Source organism: Pseudomonas sp. IT-P294, assembly GCF_949767865.1.
Taxonomy (GTDB): Bacteria; Pseudomonadota; Gammaproteobacteria; order Pseudomonadales; family Pseudomonadaceae; genus Aquipseudomonas.
Map to the genome: position 1 here is coordinate 119,591 of NZ_CATKQW010000033.1, position 18,398 is coordinate 137,988.

The window sequence follows — 18,398 nt, forward strand, 5'->3', positions numbered from 1 at the left end:
AGGGCATGGCATGTATAATGCCGCCCGTCTTTCGGGGAGTGGCGAAAACATTGCAATTGTTTGACACAGCTCTCTAGAACAGGCCGCCAATGCATCTATGCTGCATCTCTTTAGCGGCCGCAGTGCCGCCGACTTGAACCGCAAAAGGCCCGTGATCTCTTGACCAGTCCAGTCCTGCAAACCGTTGCCCTCGCTTGTGAGCGAGACCTTCGGCTGCTCTTCGAAAATCTCGATTTGAGACTGGCCAGTGGCGAAATGGTACAAATCAGCGGTCCCAACGGCAGTGGCAAAACCAGCCTCCTGCGCTTGCTGTCCGGCTTGATGCAGCCGACCGCCGGTCAAGTGCTGCTCAATGGCCAGCCGCTGAACGATCAGCGGCTCGAGCTGGCGCGCAACCTGCTGTGGATCGGCCATGCCGCCGGGATCAAGGATTTGCTGACGCCGGAAGAGAACCTGAGCTGGCTCTGCGCCTTGCATCAACCCGCGACTCACGACGCGATCTGGCAGGCGCTGGGTGCTGTCGGCCTGCGCGGCTTCGAGGATGTGCCCTGTCACACGCTGTCCGCCGGGCAGCAACGCCGTGTGGCGCTGGCGCGTCTGTACCTGGACAGCCCGCCTCTGTGGATCCTCGATGAACCGTTTACCGCGCTCGACAAACAAGGCGTGGCGCAACTCGAAGAACACCTGGCCGGCCACTGTGAGCGCGGCGGCATGGTGGTGCTGACCACTCACCATACGCTGAGCCGGATGCCGGCCACCTATCGCGACATTGATTTGGGGAAATGGGCCGTATGAGTGTTTTCGGCCTGTTGGTCGCCCGTGAGGCCCGTCTGCTGTTCCGCCGTCCGGCGGAGCTGGCCAATCCGCTGGTATTCTTTGCGATCGTGGTGTCGCTGTTCCCGCTGGCTGTCGGACCTGAGTCTCAATTGTTGCAAACCTTGTCTCCAGGGCTGGTCTGGGTGGCGGCCCTTTTATCGGTCTTGCTCTCGCTGGACGGGCTTTTTCGCAGTGATTTCGAGGACGGTTCCCTGGAACAGTGGGTCCTTTCGTCGCACCCCTTGCCTCTTCTGGTTTTGGCCAAGGTACTGGCACACTGGGCCTTCTCTGGCCTGGCACTGGTTTTGCTCGCTCCACTGCTGGCGTTGATGCTCGGTTTGCCAACCGCTTGTCTGCCGGTGTTGCTGCTTTCCTTATTGCTCGGTACACCGGTGCTGAGCCTGCTCGGTGCGGTGGGCGCAGCCCTGACGGTAGGATTGAAGCGCGGCGGTCTATTGCTGGCCCTGCTGATTCTGCCGTTGTACATCCCGGTATTGATTCTCGGCAGTGGCGCCTTGCAGGCAGCCTTGCAGGGCATGCCGGCGACCGGTTATCTCTTGTGGCTTGGTAGCCTGACCGCCCTGGCGATAACCCTGACACCTTTTGCAATAGCTGCTGGCCTGAAGATCAGCGTCGGCGAATAATGAGGTCTGGTCAAAATTTGATCAGTAAAGACCCTGGGCTGCTTGTAATAACGAGCAGCCACCGTGATGGAAACAGTAATGAACTGGACCTGGTTTCATAAGCTCGGCTCGCCCAAATGGTTTTACGGCATCAGTGGCAAACTGCTGCCGTGGCTGAGCATCGCCGCGTTGCTGCTGATTGGCGTCGGCATCGTCTGGGGCCTGGCCTTCGCGCCGCCGGATTACCAGCAAGGCAACAGCTTCCGCATCATCTATATTCACGTTCCGGCGGCGATGCTGGCCCAGTCCTGCTATGTGATGCTGGCCGTGTGCGGTGTGGTCGGGCTGGTGTGGAAGATGAAACTGGCCGACGTCGCCCTGCAATGCGCGGCGCCCATCGGTGCCTGGATGACCGCCGTTGCGCTGGTCACCGGCGCGATCTGGGGCAAACCGACCTGGGGTTCGTGGTGGGTCTGGGATGCGCGACTAACGTCCATGCTTATTCTGCTGTTTCTGTACTTCGGTCTTATTGCGCTGGGCAACGCCATCAGCAATCGTGACAGCGCCGCCAAGGCGTGCGCGGTACTGGCGATTGTCGGCGTGATCAACATCCCGATCATCAAGTACTCGGTGGAGTGGTGGAACACCCTGCACCAGGGCGCGACCTTCACCCTCACCGAAAAACCGGCCATGCCCGCCGAGATGTGGCTGCCATTGCTGCTGACGGTGCTGGGTTTCTACTGTTTCTTCGGCGCGGTATTGCTGCTGCGCATGCGCCTTGAAGTGCTCAAGCGCGAAGCCCGGGCGAGCTGGGTAAAAGCTGAAGTGCAGAACAGTCTGGAGGCCGTTCGATGAGTTTTGCTTCATTCGGCGACTTCCTCGCCATGGGCCATCATGCCCTGTATGTCTGGTCAGCCTACGGCATCTGCCTGGCGGTGCTGGTCCTCAACGTGGCGGCGCCGATCCTGGCCCGCAAGCGGTATCTGCAACAAGAGGCGCGTCGTCTGCGCCGGGAGAACGGCAAGTGAATCCGCTGCGCAAAAAGCGTCTTATCATCATTTTCGCGATCCTGGTCGGTGTCGGTGCGGCCGTTGGCCTGGCCCTGAGCGCGCTGCAACAGAACATCAATCTGTTTTACACCCCGACCCAGATCGCCAATGGCGAAGCCCCGCAAGATACGCGCATCCGCGCTGGCGGCATGGTCGAGAAGGGCTCGCTGCAACGTTCCGGCGACTCGCTGGACGTCAAATTCATCGTTACCGACTTCAACAAATCCGTGACCATCACCTATCGCGGCATCCTGCCGGACCTGTTCCGCGAAGGGCAGGGCATCGTTGCCCTCGGCAAGCTCAACGCTGACGGCGTGGTGGTCGCTGATGAGGTGCTGGCCAAGCACGACGAGAAGTACATGCCGCCCGAAGTGACCAAAGCGTTGAAAGACAGCGGTCAGTCGGCGCCGACACCTGCGAAAGAGGGTTAATTGATGACTTCCGCGATCTTTATCCCTGAACTTGGCCAGTTGGCCATGATCCTGGCGCTGTGTTTCGCGCTGGTTCAAGCCGTCGTGCCGTTGCTCGGCGCCTGGCGCGGTGACCGTTTGTGGATGAGCCTGGCGCAGCCTGCTGCCTGGGGGCAATTCACCTTCCTGGTCTTCGCCTTCGGTTGCCTGACCTACGCCTTCATGACTGACGATTTCTCCGTCGCCTATGTCGCCAGCAACTCCAACAGCGCCTTGCCTTGGTATTACAAGTTCAGCGCCGTTTGGGGCGCTCACGAAGGTTCGTTGCTGCTCTGGGCCTTGATTCTCGGCGGCTGGACCTTCGCGGTGTCGGTGTTCTCCCGGCAGTTGCCGCAAGTGATGCTGGCCCGGGTGCTGGCGGTGATGGGCATGATCAGCACCGGTTTCCTGCTGTTCCTGATCCTCACTTCCAACCCGTTCGCACGGATCCTGCCGCAGATTCCGGCGGACGGTCGCGACCTCAACCCCTTGCTGCAAGACATCGGCCTGATCGTTCACCCGCCAATGCTCTACATGGGCTACGTCGGTTTTTCCGTAGCGTTCGCATTTGCTATCGCCGCGTTGCTCGGTGGTCGCCTGGATGCGGCGTGGGCGCGCTGGTCCCGTCCGTGGACCAGCGTCGCCTGGGCGTTCCTCGGCATCGGCATCACCCTCGGCTCTTGGTGGGCCTACTATGAACTCGGCTGGGGCGGCTGGTGGTTCTGGGACCCGGTGGAAAACGCTTCCTTCATGCCTTGGCTGGTGGGCACCGCGCTGATTCACTCCCTGGCGGTCACGGAAAAGCGTGGCGTGTTCAAGAGCTGGACGGTGTTGCTGGCCATTGCCGCCTTTTCGCTGAGCTTGCTCGGTACGTTCCTGGTGCGTTCGGGCGTGCTGACCTCGGTTCACGCGTTTGCCTCCGATCCTGAGCGCGGCGTGTTCATCCTGATCTTCCTGCTGTTTGTGGTCGGTGGTTCTTTGACACTGTTCGCCCTGCGCGCTCCAGTGGTGAAGAGCCATGTGGGCTTCAATCTCTGGTCCCGGGAAACCCTGCTGCTGGGCAACAACCTGGTGTTGGTGGTGGCGGCGTCGATGATCCTGCTCGGCACCTTGTACCCGCTGATTCTCGATGCAATGACCGGCGCCAAGCTGTCGGTCGGTCCGCCGTACTTCAACGCGCTGTTCGTGCCGTTGATGGCGTTGCTGATGGTGGTGATGGCTGTCGGCATGCTGGTGCGCTGGAAAGACACCCCGGTCAAATGGCTGATGAGCATGCTGACCCCGGTGTTGCTCGGCAGCGCCGCGTTGGCGGTGGTGGCCGGTGTCGCGTATGGCGATTTCAACTGGGCGGTGATTGCGACGTTCATGCTCGCGGCCTGGGTATTGCTGGCCGGTGTGCGCGACATCCTCGACAAGACGCGCCACAAAGGCCTGATCAAAGGCCTGCCGACCCTGACACGCAGTTATTGGGGCATGCAAATCGCGCACTTGGGCATCGCCGTCTGCGCCCTCGGTGTCGTGCTCTCGAGCCAGAACAGTGCCGAGCGCGACTTGCGTCTGGCGCCGGGCGAGTCCATGGACCTGGCCGGTTATCACTTTGTGTTCGAAGGCGCCAAGCACTTCGAAGGCCCCAACTTTACCTCCGACAAAGGCACCATCCGGGTAATCAAGGGCGGCAAGGAAGTCAGCGTGCTGCACCCGGAAAAACGCCTCTACACCGTGCAGAACTCGATGATGACGGAAGCCGGGATCGACGCTGGTTTCACCCGTGACCTCTACGTTGCACTGGGCGAACCACTGGGCGATGGCGCCTGGGCGGTGCGCGTTCATGTCAAACCGTTCGTGCGCTGGATCTGGTTCGGCGGCCTGCTCACAGGCTTCGGCGGGTTGCTGGCGGCGCTGGATCGGCGTTATCGGGTCAAGGTGAAAAGCCGCGTGCGTGAAGCACTCGGCATGACGGGAGCCACTGCATGAGACGTTGGTTGATGCTGTTGCCACTGGCGATTTTTCTGGTGGTGGCTGTTTTCCTTTATCGCGGGCTCTATCTGGACCCGGCCGAGTTACCCTCGGCAATGATTGGCAAGCCGTTCCCGGAGTTCTCCCTGCCAGCGGTGCAGGGCGAGAAGACCCTGACCAAGGCCGATATTCTGGGCAAACCGGCATTGGTCAACGTCTGGGGCACCTGGTGCATTTCCTGCCGGGTCGAGCACCCGGTGCTGAACAAACTGGCCGAGAAGGGCGTAGTGATTTATGGGATCAACTACAAGGACGTCAACGCCGATGCCTTGAAGTGGCTGACCGAATTCCACAACCCGTATCAGCTGGACATTCGTGACGACGCCGGCTCGCTCGGCCTGAACCTCGGCGTGTATGGCGCTCCGGAAACCTTCTTCATCGACGCCAAAGGCATCATCCGCGACAAGTTTGTCGGGGTGATCGACGAGCAGGTCTGGCGCGAAAAACTGGCGGCCAAGTATCAGGCACTGGTCGACGAGGCCAAGCCATGAAGCGCTGGATCGCCGCGGCCGTATTGGGCTTGAGCATGGCTGGCGTTGCCCACGCGGCCATCGACACCTACGAGTTCGCCAAAGAAGCGGATCGCGAGCGTTTTCGCGAACTGACCAAAGAACTGCGTTGCCCCAAGTGCCAGAATCAGGACATCGCCGATTCCAACGCACCGATTGCCGCCGACCTGCGTAAAGAGATTTTTCGCATGTTGGGCGAGGGCAAGGACAATCAGCAGATCATCGACTTCATGGTCGATCGCTACGGTGATTTCGTCCGCTACAAACCCGCTCTCAACGCCAAGACAGCCTTGCTCTGGTTCGGCCCGGCCGGCCTGCTGCTGGGCGGTTTCGTGATCATCGCCGTGATTGTCCGCCGTCGTCGCGCGCAACGCGCTGACACCAAGGATGAGCTCTCTGCCGAGGAGCGTGAGCGCCTCGACCACCTGTTGGATAAAAACCAAGAATGATTGATTTCTGGCTCGCTGCAGGTCTGCTACTTCTGGTTGCCCTGAGTTTTCTGTTGATCCCCGTTCTGCGTGGCCGCCGCGCCCAGCTTGAAGAGGATCGTACTGCCCTGAACGTTGCGCTGTATCAAGAGCGCGTGGCTGAGTTACAGACTCAGCAGGAAGAGGGCGTTCTGGACGCTGCGCAGATGGACACCGGGCGCGCTGAAGCCGCCCGTGAGTTACTCGCTGACACAGAAGGCGTCGAGGCACCACGGGTGTCGCGTCTGGGCAAGCCATTGCCTTTGCTGGCGGCGATTCTGGTGCCGGTCCTGGGCCTTGGCCTGTACCTGCATTTCGGTGCCAGCGACAAAGTCGAACTGACCCGCGAATTCTCCCAGGCGCCGCAGTCGATGGAAGAGATGACGCGGCGTCTGGAACGCGCGGTCGCGGCTCAACCGGAGTCGGCCGAAGGCCTGTACTTCCTCGGCCGTACCTACATGGCTCAGGACCGTCCGGGCGATGCCGCCAAGATCTTCGAGCGCACGGTGAACTTGGCCGGTCGCCAGCCGGAACTGCTCGGCCAATGGGCGCAAGCCCAGTACTTCGCCGATGGCAAAAAATGGTCGGACAAGATTCAGGCATTGACCGACGAAGCGCTCAAAGCCGATCCGAAAGAAGTCACCAGCCTTGGCCTGCTCGGCATTGCGGCGTTTGAAGGCCAGCGTTATCAGGACGCCATCGACTACTGGAATCGTCTGTTGGCGCAACTGCCGCCGGAGGACAATTCCCGCGCCGCGCTGCAAGGCGGCATCGCCCGGGCCACCGAGAAGCTCGAAGCTGGCGGCGGCAAAGTCGCCCAGGCGCCAGCGGCCAAGGCGGCTGCACTGCTGAAAGTCACCGTCGATCTGGCGCCAGAGCTGAAGGCCAAGGTCCAGCCCGGCGACAGCGTGTTCATTTTCGCCCGTGCCACTTCAGGGCCACCGGCGCCACTGGCCGCCAAACGCCTGACCGTGGCCGACTTGCCGGCAACCGTCGAACTGGGCGATGCCGACGCAATGATGCCGCAGTTGAAACTGTCGAACTTCCCTGAAGTCCAACTGGTTGCGCGCATTTCCCGCGCCGGCCAACCGACTGCCGGCGAATGGATCGGTCGTAGCCAGCCCCTGGCCAGCAGCACCACTGCGTCGCAAAAACTGACCATCGACAGCCCGGATAAATAGCAGTCCGGGACAATTAACAGGAAGCACCGCCATGACCGCCATCGCTCGTATCACTCTGCTCAGTCTGGTCCTGGGGCTGAGCGCCTGTGCGGTCCAACGGCCCGAGCCGACGCGGCTGCCGCCGATCCCGCCCTCGCAGCCCGGCACGAAACCGGCGCCATCAACGGTGCCAGGCAAATCGACTACTCCGAGCAAATCGGCCAAACCGCTGCCACGCACCTCCGCCAGCTTCGCGCCACCTCCGGGCGGCAACAGCCACTGGGATCCCAAGATGGGTGTGTACGTGCTCGACGATCAACCCAACACCTTCTACCGCCAGCGCACCTACTACCGCTGGAACAACGGCTGGAGCCGCTCGGTCAGCCCCGACGGGCCATGGGAAGAAACAGACATCCATGGCGTACCAGGTGGATTGGGCAGGCAGTTCGGGCAATAAATGAAAACGGCGATCTCAGGATCGCCGTTTTGTTGTTTGGGGTCCGAGAAAGCTTCAGAGCATGGACTGATAAGGAATCAACGCGTTGACCGACTTGATCAGGCCCTGGCGTAGCAGAAGATCAAGATAGGTTTGGACATCCATCGGCGGCATCTTCAGCTGCTGTCGTTGGCGCTGCGCAGCCGCGACCACTGCTGCCGGATCAAGGCTAAACAGGTTGCCGACGAACTCGTCAGGATGCTGACCTTCGATATCGAAAGAGCCCAGCACAGCACAAGGAAAGTCTTTCTGATTGAACGTAACGATGACGCTGGCGTGACAACGAATGGCAGCCGCCAGCACATGTCGATCATCGATATCGGGCAGCGATAATCCTTCGATCAGGTTTTCGTAACCGGTTACACAAGCATCGGGTAAAGCCTGATCCATCAGTTCGGATGTGCGATCAAGTTGTTTTGCCGTCAGGTCCGGACGGTTCTTGAGCAGATTACGTTTCCACTCATTGTGTATCTCCAAAGACCATTTCGCTCTGAAACGACCGGAGAGGGCTAGCCACATCAGAAAATCTCTCAACGGCGCTGGGTACAGCACACAGGCGTCATATACAGCGGTAAAAGAAGATTGCCTCACTCGTATCCTGTCCTTAACGCTTGTGCCTGCTCGGCAAGAAGCATCATTGCTTGCTCGCTGGCAGTGTCGCGCCGGTTTTTATAGTCCATCAAATCGGCAAAGCGCACACGTCGGTGCTTGCCGGTTTTGTGGTAGGACAAGTCGCCGGATTCGAGCAGTTTGATCAGGTGTGGGCGTGAGACGTTGAGCAAGTCAGCCGCTTCCTGGGTGGTCAGTTCAGCGTGAATCGGGACCACTTTGACCGCGTTGCCCGCAGCGAGCTCAGCCAAAATGTCGACAAGCAGCCGCAGTGCCGAGGTCGGGAGTTCTACATTGTGGGCTTCGTTCTGCTCGTCGAAAATCTGGATGCGTTGGGTGTCGAATTGAGTGGCGAGATAGGCGGCCAAGGCACGCTGCCCCTCGACGGCTGCCTGGACTTCGCGCTCCACAGGCAAGGTGATCGGCGGGTGAATGACAGGTGACATGGCGGTTTCCAATATTCTGAATAATCGAAGCACTCAGGCTATTCGAATTAATCGAAAATCGCAATAAACGAAATAATCGAAACGCCAGGTCGTTTTTAACAACGCCCCCTGACAGGAGCAGTCCGTCAGAACGCCGCTTTGCCTATCGAAGATCCGCCGTCGACAAACAACGTTTGTCCGGTGATAAACCCGCTCTGCTCCGACAACAAGAACGCAATCGCTGCGGCGATCTCCTGCGGCTGCCCCAAACGCCCCATCGGCACACCCGCCAGATACCGCGCTTCACCTTCGCTGCCCGGTGGGTTGTTCGCCCGAAACAGTTCTGTTTCTGTTGGCCCCGGCGCCACCGCGTTCACCGTCACACCGGTTTGTGCCAGTTCCAGCGCCCAGGACCGGGTGAAGCTGATCAACGCTGCTTTCGCCGCCGCATACGCAGTACGCTGGGTGATGCCAAGCACCGTCAAACTGGAGATGTTCACCACCCGACCCCAACCCTTTGCGCGCATGTTCGGCAGCAGTGCCTGAGTGGCCTGCAGCGCCGAATGCAGGTTGACCCGCATCACGTCATCGAAGGTGTCGAGGTCGATTTCACCCAGCACTTGCGGGCGCACCAGCCCGACGTTGTTCACCAGTCCGTCGAACTCGTAAGTCCTGGCCAAATCCGCCAATACTTCCTGGGTCAGCGTTCTGTCGCCCAGGTCCAGCGGAAACAAAATGCCGGGAAAGCTCAGGTCAGGCGTTCGGGCAATGCCAACCACCCGATGCCCGGCGCGGTCCAGATGCTCAGCCACTGCCCGACCAATGCCTTTGCTGGCGCCGGTAATGAGGAAGGTACGTCGAGTCATTTCACGCTCCTTGAAAGATCATGCCGCCGGGTCGGGCCGCGTTTGAAGGGTCAGCCCCGAGTCGCATCCAGCATCGCCTCAGGCTTTGGGCGTTGAGTGTAATCCGGGTTGACCTCGGCGTAATGAATCACACCGCGCAAAAGGATTCATTTCGGGGGGATGCCGGGTCCCGCAAAAACACGCTGTAAAACAACCGCGCGTCCCAAGCCGGGTTTTTATGCTTGAGTAAAGATAACTCTAGGGTTACTTTTGGTTGAGCCTGAGCCTGAGCAAGGTGGCTAGTGGTGCAGAGCAGGCTATTGATAAAGGAGTTGGAGGAAGCCGGTTGGATACTGGATCGGATTACCGGCAGCCATCACATCTTCAAACACCGATACAACCCGTACACGATACCCGTCCCTCATCCGAAAAAGGATTTGCCGATCGGGACGGTCAAAAGCATCAGGAGGCGAGCCGGACTGTACTGCCCGGGAGCCAGTTATGCAGGAGATCCATAATGCAATATCCAATCTGTATCGAGTGGGGCGACGAGAACACCGCCATCGGTATTCAGATCCCCGATATTCCAGGCGCCGTAACGGCCGGGGATTCGTTTGAAGACGCCTATAACGCGGCAATCGAAATTGCTCACATCATGCTTCAGGAGATTGCGGCGGACGGAGAGTCGATACCTATGCCCACGTCTGCGGCTGTTCACCGTGGGAATCCTGATTTTGCCAACATGGGCTGGGGCATGCTGGAACTGGACATCGCGCCGTACATGGGCAAAACCGAGAAGGTAAACGTCACGCTTCCCGGTTATGTGATCCAGCGCATTGACCGGTATGTACGTGAGCACAATGTCAAAAGCCGCTCCTCCTTTCTGGCAGATGCGGCGATGGAGAAATTGGTTCGACACTGAGTGTCTGTCGGATGCATTGCAATCGCGGGCAAGTCGGATCGCCCGCGAAGCTTTTGTCGCTTTAAGCCGTCACCAACGATGCTTTCTGCGAAACACTCAAGAACCGCAACAACGCCAACAACGGAAACGCGCTGCCCACGATCACGATCCATAACCAGCCGCCATGCTCATACACCGCGCTGGCTACCGAGGAGCCAAACGCGCCGCCGATGAAGATGCTGGTCATGTACAGCGCATTCAAGCGGCTGCGGCTTTTGGCGTCGAGGGCGTAGACCGCGCGTTGGCCGAGGACCATGTTCATTTGCACGCAGAAGTCGAGCACCACACCGGTGACCGCGAGGCCGATGACGCTGTAGACCGGATGGATGAAGGCCGGCAGAAAACTCAGGCTGGCGAACAGCAGGGCCAGCAATGATGCGATGCGCGTGTGGCCAGCGTCGGCCAGTCGACCGGCGATGGGCGCGGCGATGGCGCCTATGGCACCGACCAGGGCGAAGATCGCGATCTGGGTTTGCGACAGTCCATGGTTGCGCGCCAGCTCCAGCGGCACAGCGGTCCAGAACAGGCTGAACGTGGCGAACATGCAGCCCTGGTAGAACGCGCGTTGACGCAACACCGGTTGTTGGCGCAACAACGTCCACAAAGAGCCGAGCAACTGACCATAGGACGCACTGTGATCAGGCTGGCGCTTGGGAATGGTCAGCGCCAGCACGACGCTGATCGCGGCCATCAACACCGCCGCAATCACGAACATCGCACGCCAGCCGAAGTGGTCAGCCACGACGCTGGACACTGGCCGCGCCAACAAAATGCCCAGCAGCAATCCGCCCATGATCCCGCCGACCACACGGCCGCGCGACTCTTCGGGCGCCAGGTGCGCAGCCAACGGAATCAGGATCTGCACCGACACCGAACTGAAACCCACCAACAGCGAGATCAGCAAAAACACGTTCGGCTGATCGGTAAACGCAGCGCCTAACAGACTGGCAATCGCCACCACGGTAGTGATGATCATCAGGCGGCGGTTTTCCAGCAGATCGCCCAGCGGCACGAGGAAGAACAAGCCCAGCGCGTAACCGATCTGGGTCAACGAAACAATCAGGCTGGCCATCGTGCTGGTCAGGCCGATGTCCGGCGCGATCAGGCCGATGATCGGCTGCGCGTAGTAGATGTTGGCGACAATGGCGCCGCAGCAGAAGGCGAACAACATCACCATGCCTTTGGTCATTGTCGCGGTGCCGTGGGGCATCTGGGTTGCTGGGTTCATAACGGGTCTCGCTGAACAGAAGGGGATGCGCGCAGGCTAAAGAGGTATCGAATTGGGCAGAAGAGGGTTTGAAGTGATAGCAATCATTCCTTTGCGGAATGAGTGATGGACGCCTGTAGTGTCCATCGATGAGCCTTGCGTCAAAACATCGAGGTCTGATGATACATTCACTTACATCCTGTTCGATAGCGTGCTTATGTTCTCTCTCACGTTTCATAACCGGAAGGCACTTCCATGAATGCGATGTTTCGTCACCTTGTTCGCGGCGTTTCAGCTCTTACCTTGATCGGCTTGTTCACGGCGGGCGTGGCCCAGGCTGCCGACGCACCGGGCATGCGCATCGGTGTGCGGGGCGAGATCACCGGGGTGAGCCCGGATGTCTTGAAAGTCCACGTCAACAGTGGTGAAAACGTGGTCATCAACCTGACCCCGGACACCAAGGTCCGCGCCGTCACCCTGGCCAATATCGAAGACATCAAGCCCGGCAGCTACATTGGTACGGCGGCGATACCCCAGGAGGACGGCACGCTCAAGGCGCTGGAAGTCCACGTCTTCCCACCGGAGCTGGCCGGCAGTGGCGATGGTCATCGGCCGTTTGATCTGGTCAAGGGCAGCAGCATGACCAATGGCAGCGTTGGGGATCTGGTGGTCAGCAATGGTCGGATCCTGACCGTCAACTACAAGGGCGGGCAGCAGAAGATTCTGGTGCCGGAGGATGTGCCGATCGTGAACCTGGTGCCAGGCGATCGCAGCTTGTTGAAGGTTGGGGTGAAGATCGTCACGTTCGTTATCCAAAGTGCGGACGGGACGCTGACCGCGCAATCGATTTCGGCGGGCAAGGAGGGTGTTACGCCGCCGATGTAACTGCGCACCGGGGGATTGAACTCACCGCTGATCGTTCCCATGCTCTGCGTGGGAATGCCTCATTGGACGCTCTGCGTCCGCTGTTGGGACGCGGAGCGTCCCGGGCTGCATTCCCACGCAGAGCGTGGGAACGATCAGTCAGCGGCGGGCTCAGGAATTACTGGCCGCTGTAGATCTGATCAAAGATCCCGCCATCATTGAAGTGGGTCTTCTGCACGGTGCGCCAGTCGCCGAAGGTCTTCTCAACCGAGAGGAAATCCACTTTCGGGAAGCGGTCGGTGTACTTGGCCAGCACGGCCGGATCACGCGGACGCAGGTAGTTTGCCGCTGCAATCTCCTGGCCTTCCGGCGACCACAGGTACTTCAGGTATTCCTCGGCAGCCGCGCGGGTGCCTTTTTTGTCGACGGTTTTGTCGACCACGGACACCGGCGGCTCAGCTTCGGCGGAGACGCTTGGGTAGATCACTTCAAACTGGTCACGGCCAAACTCACGGGCAATCATTTCCGCTTCGTTTTCGAAGGTCACCAGCACGTCGCCGATCTGGTTGGTCATGAAGGTTGTGGTCGCTGCGCGGCCGCCGGTATCGAGCACCGGTGCTTGCTTGAACAGTTTGCCGACGAAGTCTTTGGCCTTGTTTTCGTCGCCGCCATTCTTCAGCACGTAACCCCAGGCCGAGAGATAGGTGTAGCGGCCGTTACCCGAAGTCTTCGGGTTCGGCACGATCACTTGCACACCGTCCTTGAGCAGGTCTGGCCAGTCTTTGAGGGCTTTCGGGTTGCCTTTGCGGACGATGAACACAGTGGCCGAAGTAAACGGTGCGCTGTTGTTCGGCAGGCGGGTGACCCAATTGTCCGGAACCAGTTTGCCGTTGTCCGCCAAAGCATTGATGTCAGTGGCCATGTTCATGGTGATGACGTCAGCCGGCAGGCCGTCGATCACCGAGCGCGCCTGTTTGCTGGAACCGCCGAAGGACATTTGCAGGGTGATGTTTTCGTTATGCTCGGCTTGCCAGTGTTTCTGGAACGCAGTGTTGTAGTCCTTGTAGAAATCGCGCATCACGTCGTAGGAAACGTTGAGCAGGGTCGGTGCGGCCTGAGCCACGCTGGTCAGTGCCAGGCCAGCGGCCAGAAGTGAGGCGCCAAAGAGTTTTTTCACTGCGCATTCCTTGTTCTAATTTAAATTTGAGGCAATTTGCCAGCGACTATAACTGGGCTCGCATAGTCCTTTAAAGATTAAAAAGCACTTTGCTTATTCCAGTTTTTTGAACAGCGCATTGCCACAGCGCGAGCAGAATGCGGCGCCATGTTCATGGCTGTTTTTCTTGCACACCGGGCAGTCGTGTTGCAGCTGTTCGCCGCGCATGGCGTTGGCCAGTTCGGCAGTGAAAATCCCGGTCGGCACCGCGATGATCGAGTAACCCGTGATCATCACCAGCGATGAAATCACCTGGCCCAACGGCGTCTTGGGCACGATGTCGCCAAAGCCCACGGTGGTCAGCGTGACGATTGCCCAATAGATGCCTTTGGGAATGCTGGTGAAGCCGTGTTCCGGGCCTTCGATCACGTACATCAATGTGCCGAACACCGTTACCAGGGTGCAGACGCTGACGAGGAACACCACGATCTTCTGCTTGCTGCCGCGCAGCGCCGACATCAAATAGTTGGCTTGCTTGAGGTACGGGCTGAGCTTGAGCACGCGGAAAATCCGCAGCATCCGGATGATCCGGATAATCAGCAGGTACTGCGCATCGGCGTAATACAGCGCGAGGATGCCGGGCACGATCGCCAGCAAATCCACCAGCCCGTAAAAGCTGAACGCATAGCGCAACGGTTTGGGTGAGCAATAAAGCCGCAGACCGTATTCGATGGCGAAGATGATTGTGAAGCCCCACTCGATGTACGCCAGCACATCGGCGTAGTTCTGGTGGATCGCGTCGATGCTGTCGAGCATCACGATGATGATGCTGGCGAGGATGATCAACAGCAGGATGCCGTCGAAGCGCCGTCCTGCCGTGGTGTCGCTTTGGAAAACCATGACGTAAAGGTCTTTACGCCAGTCTTTGCTGCTGTCCATGGATACCGCCTGAACCAATGATCAGCGAAGCCTAGGTTGATTCTCCCCGGTAGCGCAAGGCTCACGGGCGACCGTGGCTTTGTCGAGCTTTTGAGTGGCAGCACGCAGCAACCAGCAGGCGAGGATGAAGGGCGCGGTCAGCGTGGGCATACCGACAGCGGCAAACATCGGCGTCAGCAGCAGCGCCAAGGCAATGCCGACCACCGGCAGCCACGACGGCTGGCGCTGCGAGTTGAAGGCCAGGGCGGCGAGAACGGCGTTATAGCTGCCGAGGCCCAGTAATGCGCTGTAGAAGTCGTGGTTCAGCAGACTCCAGCCCATGCCCGCGACAGATGCCAACAACGCCCAGCAGAATGCGCGGCGATCAGCGATCAGCAAGCCGGCGGCAATCATCGCACCGGCGAGTGGATGACCCAGGAACATCACCTGGCCCAGGCCTTTGAATGGGGCGGCGAGCATGTTTAGCGTGTTGATTTCGATCAAATGCGCCGTTGTCGAGGGGGTGGCGAAACACAGCAGCAACCAACTGATCCCCACGAAAGGTGCGGTGTAGGCAGGCAGGTATTGGCTGAGCCGCGCGCGTTTGAGCCACTGTTGAGTAATCATCGCGCTCAGACCGCCGCAGGCAATGATCACCAGCGGCAACATCGCGGACCAGGGGAAATACAGGCTCAGCAGCAGGCCCAGCAAAACGCCGTTGTAGCTGAAGAGCCCGGCTTGGCGGTCGGCCTTGGCATAGCCACGACGCTGGGCGGTGAGCAGCCCGGCGACGCCACCGAGCAGCGCACCACCGAGCAAGGCCGGCGCGGTAAAAAGAATCGCCAACAGGCACAGCAGACCGCACAGCGGATGGCGCTGGAGGAAGATCTGGCTGAAGCCGTTGAGCAGGGCAGTCGCCCAATCGGGGCAGTGGGTGTTGAAGTGGTTGGCAGGCATGGCAGTTCTGAAAGTCAGTGAAACCGAGATGGCTGCATCGCCAGCAGGCTGGCTCCCACAGTGAATCTCCGTTCAGTCTTGATTCCGTGATCGACACAAAACCAATGTGGGAGCCAGCCTGCTGGCGATGAGGCCGGTATAGGCGCTCTAGATCAACGTCTCGATACGCAAAGAGTTAGTCGACCCCGGCTGCCCAAACGGCACACCCGCCGTGATCAATAAAGTATCCCCGCGCTGCGCCATGCCCTGTGCCTGGGCAATCTCCAGCGCTGTCGAGCACACTTCGTCCACCTGCCGCAGCCGATCATTGACCACCGAGTGCACTCCCCACGCCACCGTCAAACGGCGCGCCGTCTGCAGGTTCGGTGTCAGGTTGAGGATCGGCACCGTCGGCCGTTCCCGCGCCGCGCGCAGACTCGAGGTGCCCGACTCGCTGTAATTGACCAGCACCGCCACCGGCAGCACGTTGCTGATACGCCGAATAGCGCAGCTGATCGCATCGGAAACGGTCGCTTCAGCCTTAGGCCGGCTGACATCCAGTTGCGCCTGGTAATCCGGACCGTTTTCCACCTGACGGATGATCTTGCTCATCATCTGCACGGCTTCCAACGGGTATTCGCCGGATGCGGTTTCCGCCGACAGCATCACCGCGTCGGCACCTTCGGCCACGGCGTTGGCCACGTCAGTGACCTCGGCGCGGGTCGGGGCAGGGGAGAAGCGCATCGACTCCAGCATTTGCGTCGCCACCACCACCGGTTTACCGAGCTGACGGCACAGGGCGATGATGTTTTTCTGAATCTGCGGCACGCTTTCGGCCGGCACTTCCACGCCAAGGTCGCCGCGAGCGACCATGATCGCGTCGCTCAATTCGGCGATCTCGCGCAACTGCGTCACGGCCGATGGCTTCTCGATCTTGGCCATCAAGAACGCCTTGTCGCCAATCAGCTCGCGGGCTTCGCGGATGTCTTCCGGGCGCTGCACAAACGACAGCGCGACCCAGTCCACGCCCAGCTCCAGGCCGAAGCTCAAGTCGCGACGGTCCTTGGCGGTCAGCGGGCTCAGGTCCAGCACCGCTTGTGGCACGTTCACCCCTTTGCGGTCGGACAATTCGCCGCCGTTGAGCACGGTGGTGTCGATGGCGTCGGCGTACTTGGTGACGACACGAAGGCGCAACTTGCCGTCGTCGAGCAGCAGGTCCATGCCCGGTTCCAGCGCGGCGATGATCTCCGGGTGAGGCAAGTTAACGCGGCGCTGATCGCCCGGCGTCGGGTCGAGGTCCAGGCGCAGGGCCTGTCCGCGATGCAATTGCACCTTGCCCTCGGCGAACTTGCCGACCCGCAGTTTCGGGCCTTGCAGGTCCATCAGAATGCCCAGCGGGTAATTCAACTGGCGCTCGACTTCACGAATCCATTGATAGCGCTGGGCGTGGTCGGCGTGATCGCCGTGGCTGAAGTTCAGGCGAAAAATGTTGACCCCGGCCTGCACCAATTCGCGGATGTCGTCGATTCCGTCGGTGGCCGGGCCGAGGGTGGCGAGGATTTTGACCTTTTTATCAGGCGTCATGTTTAGGGCTCTCGAGGATCAGGATGGCACGGAAGTCATTGACGTTGGTGCGGGTCGGCTCGGTGACGATCAGTGCGTCCAGCGCCTCGAAATAGCCGTAGCCATTGTTGTTGTCCAACTCGTCGCTGGCGCTCAAACCGAGCACGGCGGCGCGGGCGTAGCTGTCCGGGGTCATGATTGCGCCGGCGTTGTCTTCGGAGCCGTCGATGCCATCGGTGTCGCCGGCCAATGCGTAGACGCCGGGCAGGCCTTTGAGGCTATCGGTCAGGCTCAGGAGAAATTCGGCGTTGCGTCCGCCACGGCCATTGCCGCGCACGGTGACGGTGGTTTCGCCACCGGACAGAATCACGCACGGCGCCGCCAGCGGCTGGCCATGCAGGACGATTTGCCGGGCGATGCCGGCGTGAACCTTCGCCACTTCCCGGGATTCACCTTCCAGATCCCCGAGGATCAACGGGCTGAAACCGGCCTGACGGCATTTCACCGCTGCCGCTTCCAGGGATTGCTGCGGACGGGCGATCAATTGGAAATGACTGCGGGCCAGGCTCGGATCGCCAGGTTTGACGGTTTCCGATTCCAGGCTTTGCAGCCAGGTGCGCACTGAGGCCGGGACATCGATGCCGTAGCGTGTGAGGATCGCCAGGGCTTCGGCCGACGTGCTGGGGTCGGCCACGGTGGGGCCGGAGGCGATGACGGTAGCGAGGTCGCCCGGTACATCGGAAATCGCGTAGGTATAAACAGTGGCCGGCCAGCAGGCTTTGCCGAGACGGCCGCCCTTGATCGCCGAGAGGTGCTTGCGCACGCAATTCATCTCGCCGATGGTGGCGCCGGATTTGAGCAGGGCTTTGTTGATCGATTGCTTGTCGGCCAGGGTGATGCCTTTGGCCGGAAGGGCGAGCAACGCCGATCCGCCACCCGAGAGCAGGAAGATCACGCGGTCTTCTTCGTTCAGGTTGCTGACCAGTTCCAACACACGCTTGGCGACGGCTTGGCCGGCAGCGTCCGGCACCGGGTGAGCGGCTTCGACGACTTCGATTTTTTCGCACGGGGCGCCGTGACCGTAACGCGTCACCACCAGACCTGAGACTTCACCCTGCCAGCAGCGCTCGACCACCTGGGCCATCGCGGCGGCGGCTTTGCCGGCACCGATGACGATCACCCGAGCGCTGCGATCCTTGGGTAAATGGGCTTCGAGGACGTGTTGCGGATGGGCCGCGTCGATGGCTGTGGCAAACAGCTCGCGCAGCAGTTGTTGCGGATCGACCGACATGGCGGGCTCCCGGAATTCTTGTTATTGGAGAACGACTC

The 18,398-nt window shown here is 60.2% G+C and carries 22 protein-coding genes; 13 read left to right on the forward strand and 9 right to left on the reverse strand.

Annotation, left to right across the window (positions count from 1 at the left end):
* The first annotated feature begins 159 nt into the window (after positions 1-159).
* The 10 genes from ccmA (at position 160) to ACM6I0_RS19580 (ending at position 7,546) form a co-directional block, all read left to right on the forward strand.
* Positions 160-795: a cytochrome c biogenesis heme-transporting ATPase CcmA gene (ccmA, locus tag ACM6I0_RS19535; RefSeq protein WP_285434799.1), complete on the forward strand. Its 636-nt coding sequence runs from the start codon at positions 160-162 to the stop codon at positions 793-795.
* Positions 792-1,460 carry a heme exporter protein CcmB gene (ccmB, locus tag ACM6I0_RS19540; RefSeq protein ID WP_090188533.1) on the forward strand — a complete coding sequence of 223 codons (669 nt, stop codon included), beginning with the start codon at positions 792-794 and terminating at the stop codon, positions 1,458-1,460. The genes ccmA and ccmB overlap by 4 nt, the downstream gene beginning before the upstream one ends.
* Before the next feature lie 78 nt (positions 1,461-1,538).
* On the forward strand, positions 1,539-2,294 hold the full coding sequence (ccmC, locus tag ACM6I0_RS19545) for a heme ABC transporter permease CcmC (RefSeq protein WP_414923051.1): 756 nt from the start codon (positions 1,539-1,541) through the stop codon (positions 2,292-2,294).
* Entirely contained in the window at positions 2,291-2,467 is a 177-nt protein-coding gene (gene ccmD / locus ACM6I0_RS19550) for a heme exporter protein CcmD (RefSeq protein WP_027922383.1), read from the forward strand. The genes ccmC and ccmD overlap by 4 nt, the downstream gene beginning before the upstream one ends.
* The gene (ccmE, locus tag ACM6I0_RS19555) at positions 2,464-2,919 is read left to right on the forward strand and encodes a cytochrome c maturation protein CcmE (RefSeq protein ID WP_019692353.1); all 456 of its coding nucleotides are present in this window, start codon (positions 2,464-2,466) and stop codon (positions 2,917-2,919) included. The genes ccmD and ccmE overlap by 4 nt, the downstream gene beginning before the upstream one ends.
* A gap of 3 nt (positions 2,920-2,922) precedes the next feature.
* On the forward strand, positions 2,923-4,911 hold the full coding sequence (locus tag ACM6I0_RS19560) for a heme lyase CcmF/NrfE family subunit (RefSeq protein WP_414923052.1): 1,989 nt from the start codon (positions 2,923-2,925) through the stop codon (positions 4,909-4,911).
* Entirely contained in the window at positions 4,908-5,444 is a 537-nt protein-coding gene (locus ACM6I0_RS19565) for a DsbE family thiol:disulfide interchange protein (protein WP_090181588.1), read from the forward strand. Before ACM6I0_RS19560 ends, ACM6I0_RS19565 begins: the two co-directional genes overlap by 4 nt.
* Positions 5,441-5,911, forward strand: coding sequence for a cytochrome c-type biogenesis protein (locus ACM6I0_RS19570; RefSeq protein WP_285434800.1), 471 nt, complete (start codon positions 5,441-5,443; stop codon positions 5,909-5,911). The genes ACM6I0_RS19565 and ACM6I0_RS19570 overlap by 4 nt, the downstream gene beginning before the upstream one ends.
* Entirely contained in the window at positions 5,908-7,110 is a 1,203-nt protein-coding gene (gene ccmI / locus ACM6I0_RS19575) for a c-type cytochrome biogenesis protein CcmI (RefSeq protein WP_285434801.1), read from the forward strand. Before ACM6I0_RS19570 ends, ccmI begins: the two co-directional genes overlap by 4 nt.
* A gap of 31 nt (positions 7,111-7,141) precedes the next feature.
* Complete coding sequence (locus ACM6I0_RS19580; RefSeq protein ID WP_285434802.1) at positions 7,142-7,546, forward strand: hypothetical protein; 405 nt, start codon at positions 7,142-7,144, stop codon at positions 7,544-7,546.
* A 54-nt stretch (positions 7,547-7,600) separates the two neighbouring features.
* Here ACM6I0_RS19580 and ACM6I0_RS19585 read toward each other — a convergent pair whose 3' ends face one another.
* From ACM6I0_RS19585 to ACM6I0_RS19595, 3 genes are all read right to left on the reverse strand, one after another.
* Positions 7,601-8,176 (reverse strand): PIN domain-containing protein, encoded by a 576-nt coding sequence (locus ACM6I0_RS19585; protein WP_414923053.1) that lies wholly within the window; start codon positions 8,174-8,176, stop codon positions 7,601-7,603.
* The gene (locus tag ACM6I0_RS19590) at positions 8,173-8,640 is read right to left on the reverse strand and encodes a helix-turn-helix domain-containing protein (RefSeq protein WP_285434804.1); all 468 of its coding nucleotides are present in this window, start codon (positions 8,638-8,640) and stop codon (positions 8,173-8,175) included. The genes ACM6I0_RS19585 and ACM6I0_RS19590 overlap by 4 nt, the downstream gene beginning before the upstream one ends.
* Before the next feature lie 125 nt (positions 8,641-8,765).
* The gene (locus tag ACM6I0_RS19595; protein ID WP_090181595.1) at positions 8,766-9,485 is read right to left on the reverse strand and encodes an SDR family oxidoreductase; all 720 of its coding nucleotides are present in this window, start codon (positions 9,483-9,485) and stop codon (positions 8,766-8,768) included.
* A gap of 284 nt (positions 9,486-9,769) precedes the next feature.
* Here ACM6I0_RS19595 and ACM6I0_RS19600 point away from each other — a divergent pair, with 284 nt between their 5' ends.
* Complete coding sequence (locus ACM6I0_RS19600) at positions 9,770-9,982, forward strand: type II toxin-antitoxin system HicA family toxin (protein ID WP_046046350.1); 213 nt, start codon at positions 9,770-9,772, stop codon at positions 9,980-9,982.
* Positions 9,982-10,386, forward strand: a complete 405-nt coding sequence (locus ACM6I0_RS19605) for a type II toxin-antitoxin system HicB family antitoxin (protein WP_285434805.1) — start codon at positions 9,982-9,984, stop codon at positions 10,384-10,386. Before ACM6I0_RS19600 ends, ACM6I0_RS19605 begins: the two co-directional genes overlap by 1 nt.
* Before the next feature lie 61 nt (positions 10,387-10,447).
* Here ACM6I0_RS19605 and ACM6I0_RS19610 read toward each other — a convergent pair whose 3' ends face one another.
* Positions 10,448-11,653: an MFS transporter gene (locus ACM6I0_RS19610; protein WP_285434806.1), complete on the reverse strand. Its 1,206-nt coding sequence runs from the start codon at positions 11,651-11,653 to the stop codon at positions 10,448-10,450.
* A gap of 234 nt (positions 11,654-11,887) precedes the next feature.
* On the opposite strand from ACM6I0_RS19610, the gene ACM6I0_RS19615 reads away from it, so the two are divergent.
* Complete coding sequence (locus ACM6I0_RS19615) at positions 11,888-12,517, forward strand: hypothetical protein (RefSeq protein ID WP_414923054.1); 630 nt, start codon at positions 11,888-11,890, stop codon at positions 12,515-12,517.
* A gap of 157 nt (positions 12,518-12,674) precedes the next feature.
* Here the strand turns inward: ACM6I0_RS19615 and ACM6I0_RS19620 are convergent, their stop codons facing one another.
* The 5 genes from ACM6I0_RS19620 to ACM6I0_RS19640 all read right to left on the reverse strand — a co-directional run bounded on the left by ACM6I0_RS19620 (position 12,675) and on the right by ACM6I0_RS19640 (position 18,360).
* A complete protein-coding gene (locus tag ACM6I0_RS19620) occupies positions 12,675-13,673 on the reverse strand; it encodes a sulfate ABC transporter substrate-binding protein (protein ID WP_285434809.1) in 999 nt (332 codons plus the stop codon).
* A 93-nt stretch (positions 13,674-13,766) separates the two neighbouring features.
* Entirely contained in the window at positions 13,767-14,591 is an 825-nt protein-coding gene (locus ACM6I0_RS19625) for an ion transporter (protein WP_285434810.1), read from the reverse strand.
* Between the two features lie 21 nt (positions 14,592-14,612).
* Positions 14,613-15,527, reverse strand: coding sequence for an urea transporter (locus ACM6I0_RS19630; RefSeq protein ID WP_414923055.1), 915 nt, complete (start codon positions 15,525-15,527; stop codon positions 14,613-14,615).
* A 147-nt stretch (positions 15,528-15,674) separates the two neighbouring features.
* A complete protein-coding gene (pyk, locus tag ACM6I0_RS19635) occupies positions 15,675-17,090 on the reverse strand; it encodes a pyruvate kinase (RefSeq protein WP_259151065.1) in 1,416 nt (471 codons plus the stop codon).
* On the reverse strand, positions 17,080-18,360 hold the full coding sequence (locus ACM6I0_RS19640) for a glycerate kinase type-2 family protein (RefSeq protein ID WP_414923056.1): 1,281 nt from the start codon (positions 18,358-18,360) through the stop codon (positions 17,080-17,082). The genes pyk and ACM6I0_RS19640 overlap by 11 nt, the downstream gene beginning before the upstream one ends.
* Between the last annotated feature and the right edge of the window lie 38 nt (positions 18,361-18,398).

What these genes read in the sequence shown, in the direction of transcription:
- pyk (WP_259151065.1), bottom strand. Translation starts at nt 17,090, where the DNA reads ATGACGCCTGATAAAAAGGTCAAAATCCTCGCCACCCTCGGCCCGGCC.
- ACM6I0_RS19625 (WP_285434810.1), bottom strand. Translation starts at nt 14,591, where the DNA reads ATGGACAGCAGCAAAGACTGGCGTAAAGACCTTTACGTCATGGTTTTC.
- ACM6I0_RS19615 (WP_414923054.1), top strand. Translation starts at nt 11,888, where the DNA reads ATGAATGCGATGTTTCGTCACCTTGTTCGCGGCGTTTCAGCTCTTACC.
- ACM6I0_RS19580 (WP_285434802.1), top strand. Translation starts at nt 7,142, where the DNA reads ATGACCGCCATCGCTCGTATCACTCTGCTCAGTCTGGTCCTGGGGCTG.
- ACM6I0_RS19605 (WP_285434805.1), top strand. Translation starts at nt 9,982, where the DNA reads ATGCAATATCCAATCTGTATCGAGTGGGGCGACGAGAACACCGCCATC.
- ACM6I0_RS19630 (WP_414923055.1), bottom strand. Translation starts at nt 15,527, where the DNA reads ATGCCTGCCAACCACTTCAACACCCACTGCCCCGATTGGGCGACTGCC.
- ccmB (WP_090188533.1), top strand. Translation starts at nt 792, where the DNA reads ATGAGTGTTTTCGGCCTGTTGGTCGCCCGTGAGGCCCGTCTGCTGTTC.
- ccmD (WP_027922383.1), top strand. Translation starts at nt 2,291, where the DNA reads ATGAGTTTTGCTTCATTCGGCGACTTCCTCGCCATGGGCCATCATGCC.
- ACM6I0_RS19565 (WP_090181588.1), top strand. Translation starts at nt 4,908, where the DNA reads ATGAGACGTTGGTTGATGCTGTTGCCACTGGCGATTTTTCTGGTGGTG.
- ACM6I0_RS19610 (WP_285434806.1), bottom strand. Translation starts at nt 11,653, where the DNA reads ATGAACCCAGCAACCCAGATGCCCCACGGCACCGCGACAATGACCAAA.
- ACM6I0_RS19570 (WP_285434800.1), top strand. Translation starts at nt 5,441, where the DNA reads ATGAAGCGCTGGATCGCCGCGGCCGTATTGGGCTTGAGCATGGCTGGC.
- ccmI (WP_285434801.1), top strand. Translation starts at nt 5,908, where the DNA reads ATGATTGATTTCTGGCTCGCTGCAGGTCTGCTACTTCTGGTTGCCCTG.
- ACM6I0_RS19560 (WP_414923052.1), top strand. Translation starts at nt 2,923, where the DNA reads ATGACTTCCGCGATCTTTATCCCTGAACTTGGCCAGTTGGCCATGATC.
- ccmC (WP_414923051.1), top strand. Translation starts at nt 1,539, where the DNA reads ATGAACTGGACCTGGTTTCATAAGCTCGGCTCGCCCAAATGGTTTTAC.
- ACM6I0_RS19640 (WP_414923056.1), bottom strand. Translation starts at nt 18,360, where the DNA reads ATGTCGGTCGATCCGCAACAACTGCTGCGCGAGCTGTTTGCCACAGCC.
- ACM6I0_RS19590 (WP_285434804.1), bottom strand. Translation starts at nt 8,640, where the DNA reads ATGTCACCTGTCATTCACCCGCCGATCACCTTGCCTGTGGAGCGCGAA.
- ACM6I0_RS19595 (WP_090181595.1), bottom strand. Translation starts at nt 9,485, where the DNA reads ATGACTCGACGTACCTTCCTCATTACCGGCGCCAGCAAAGGCATTGGT.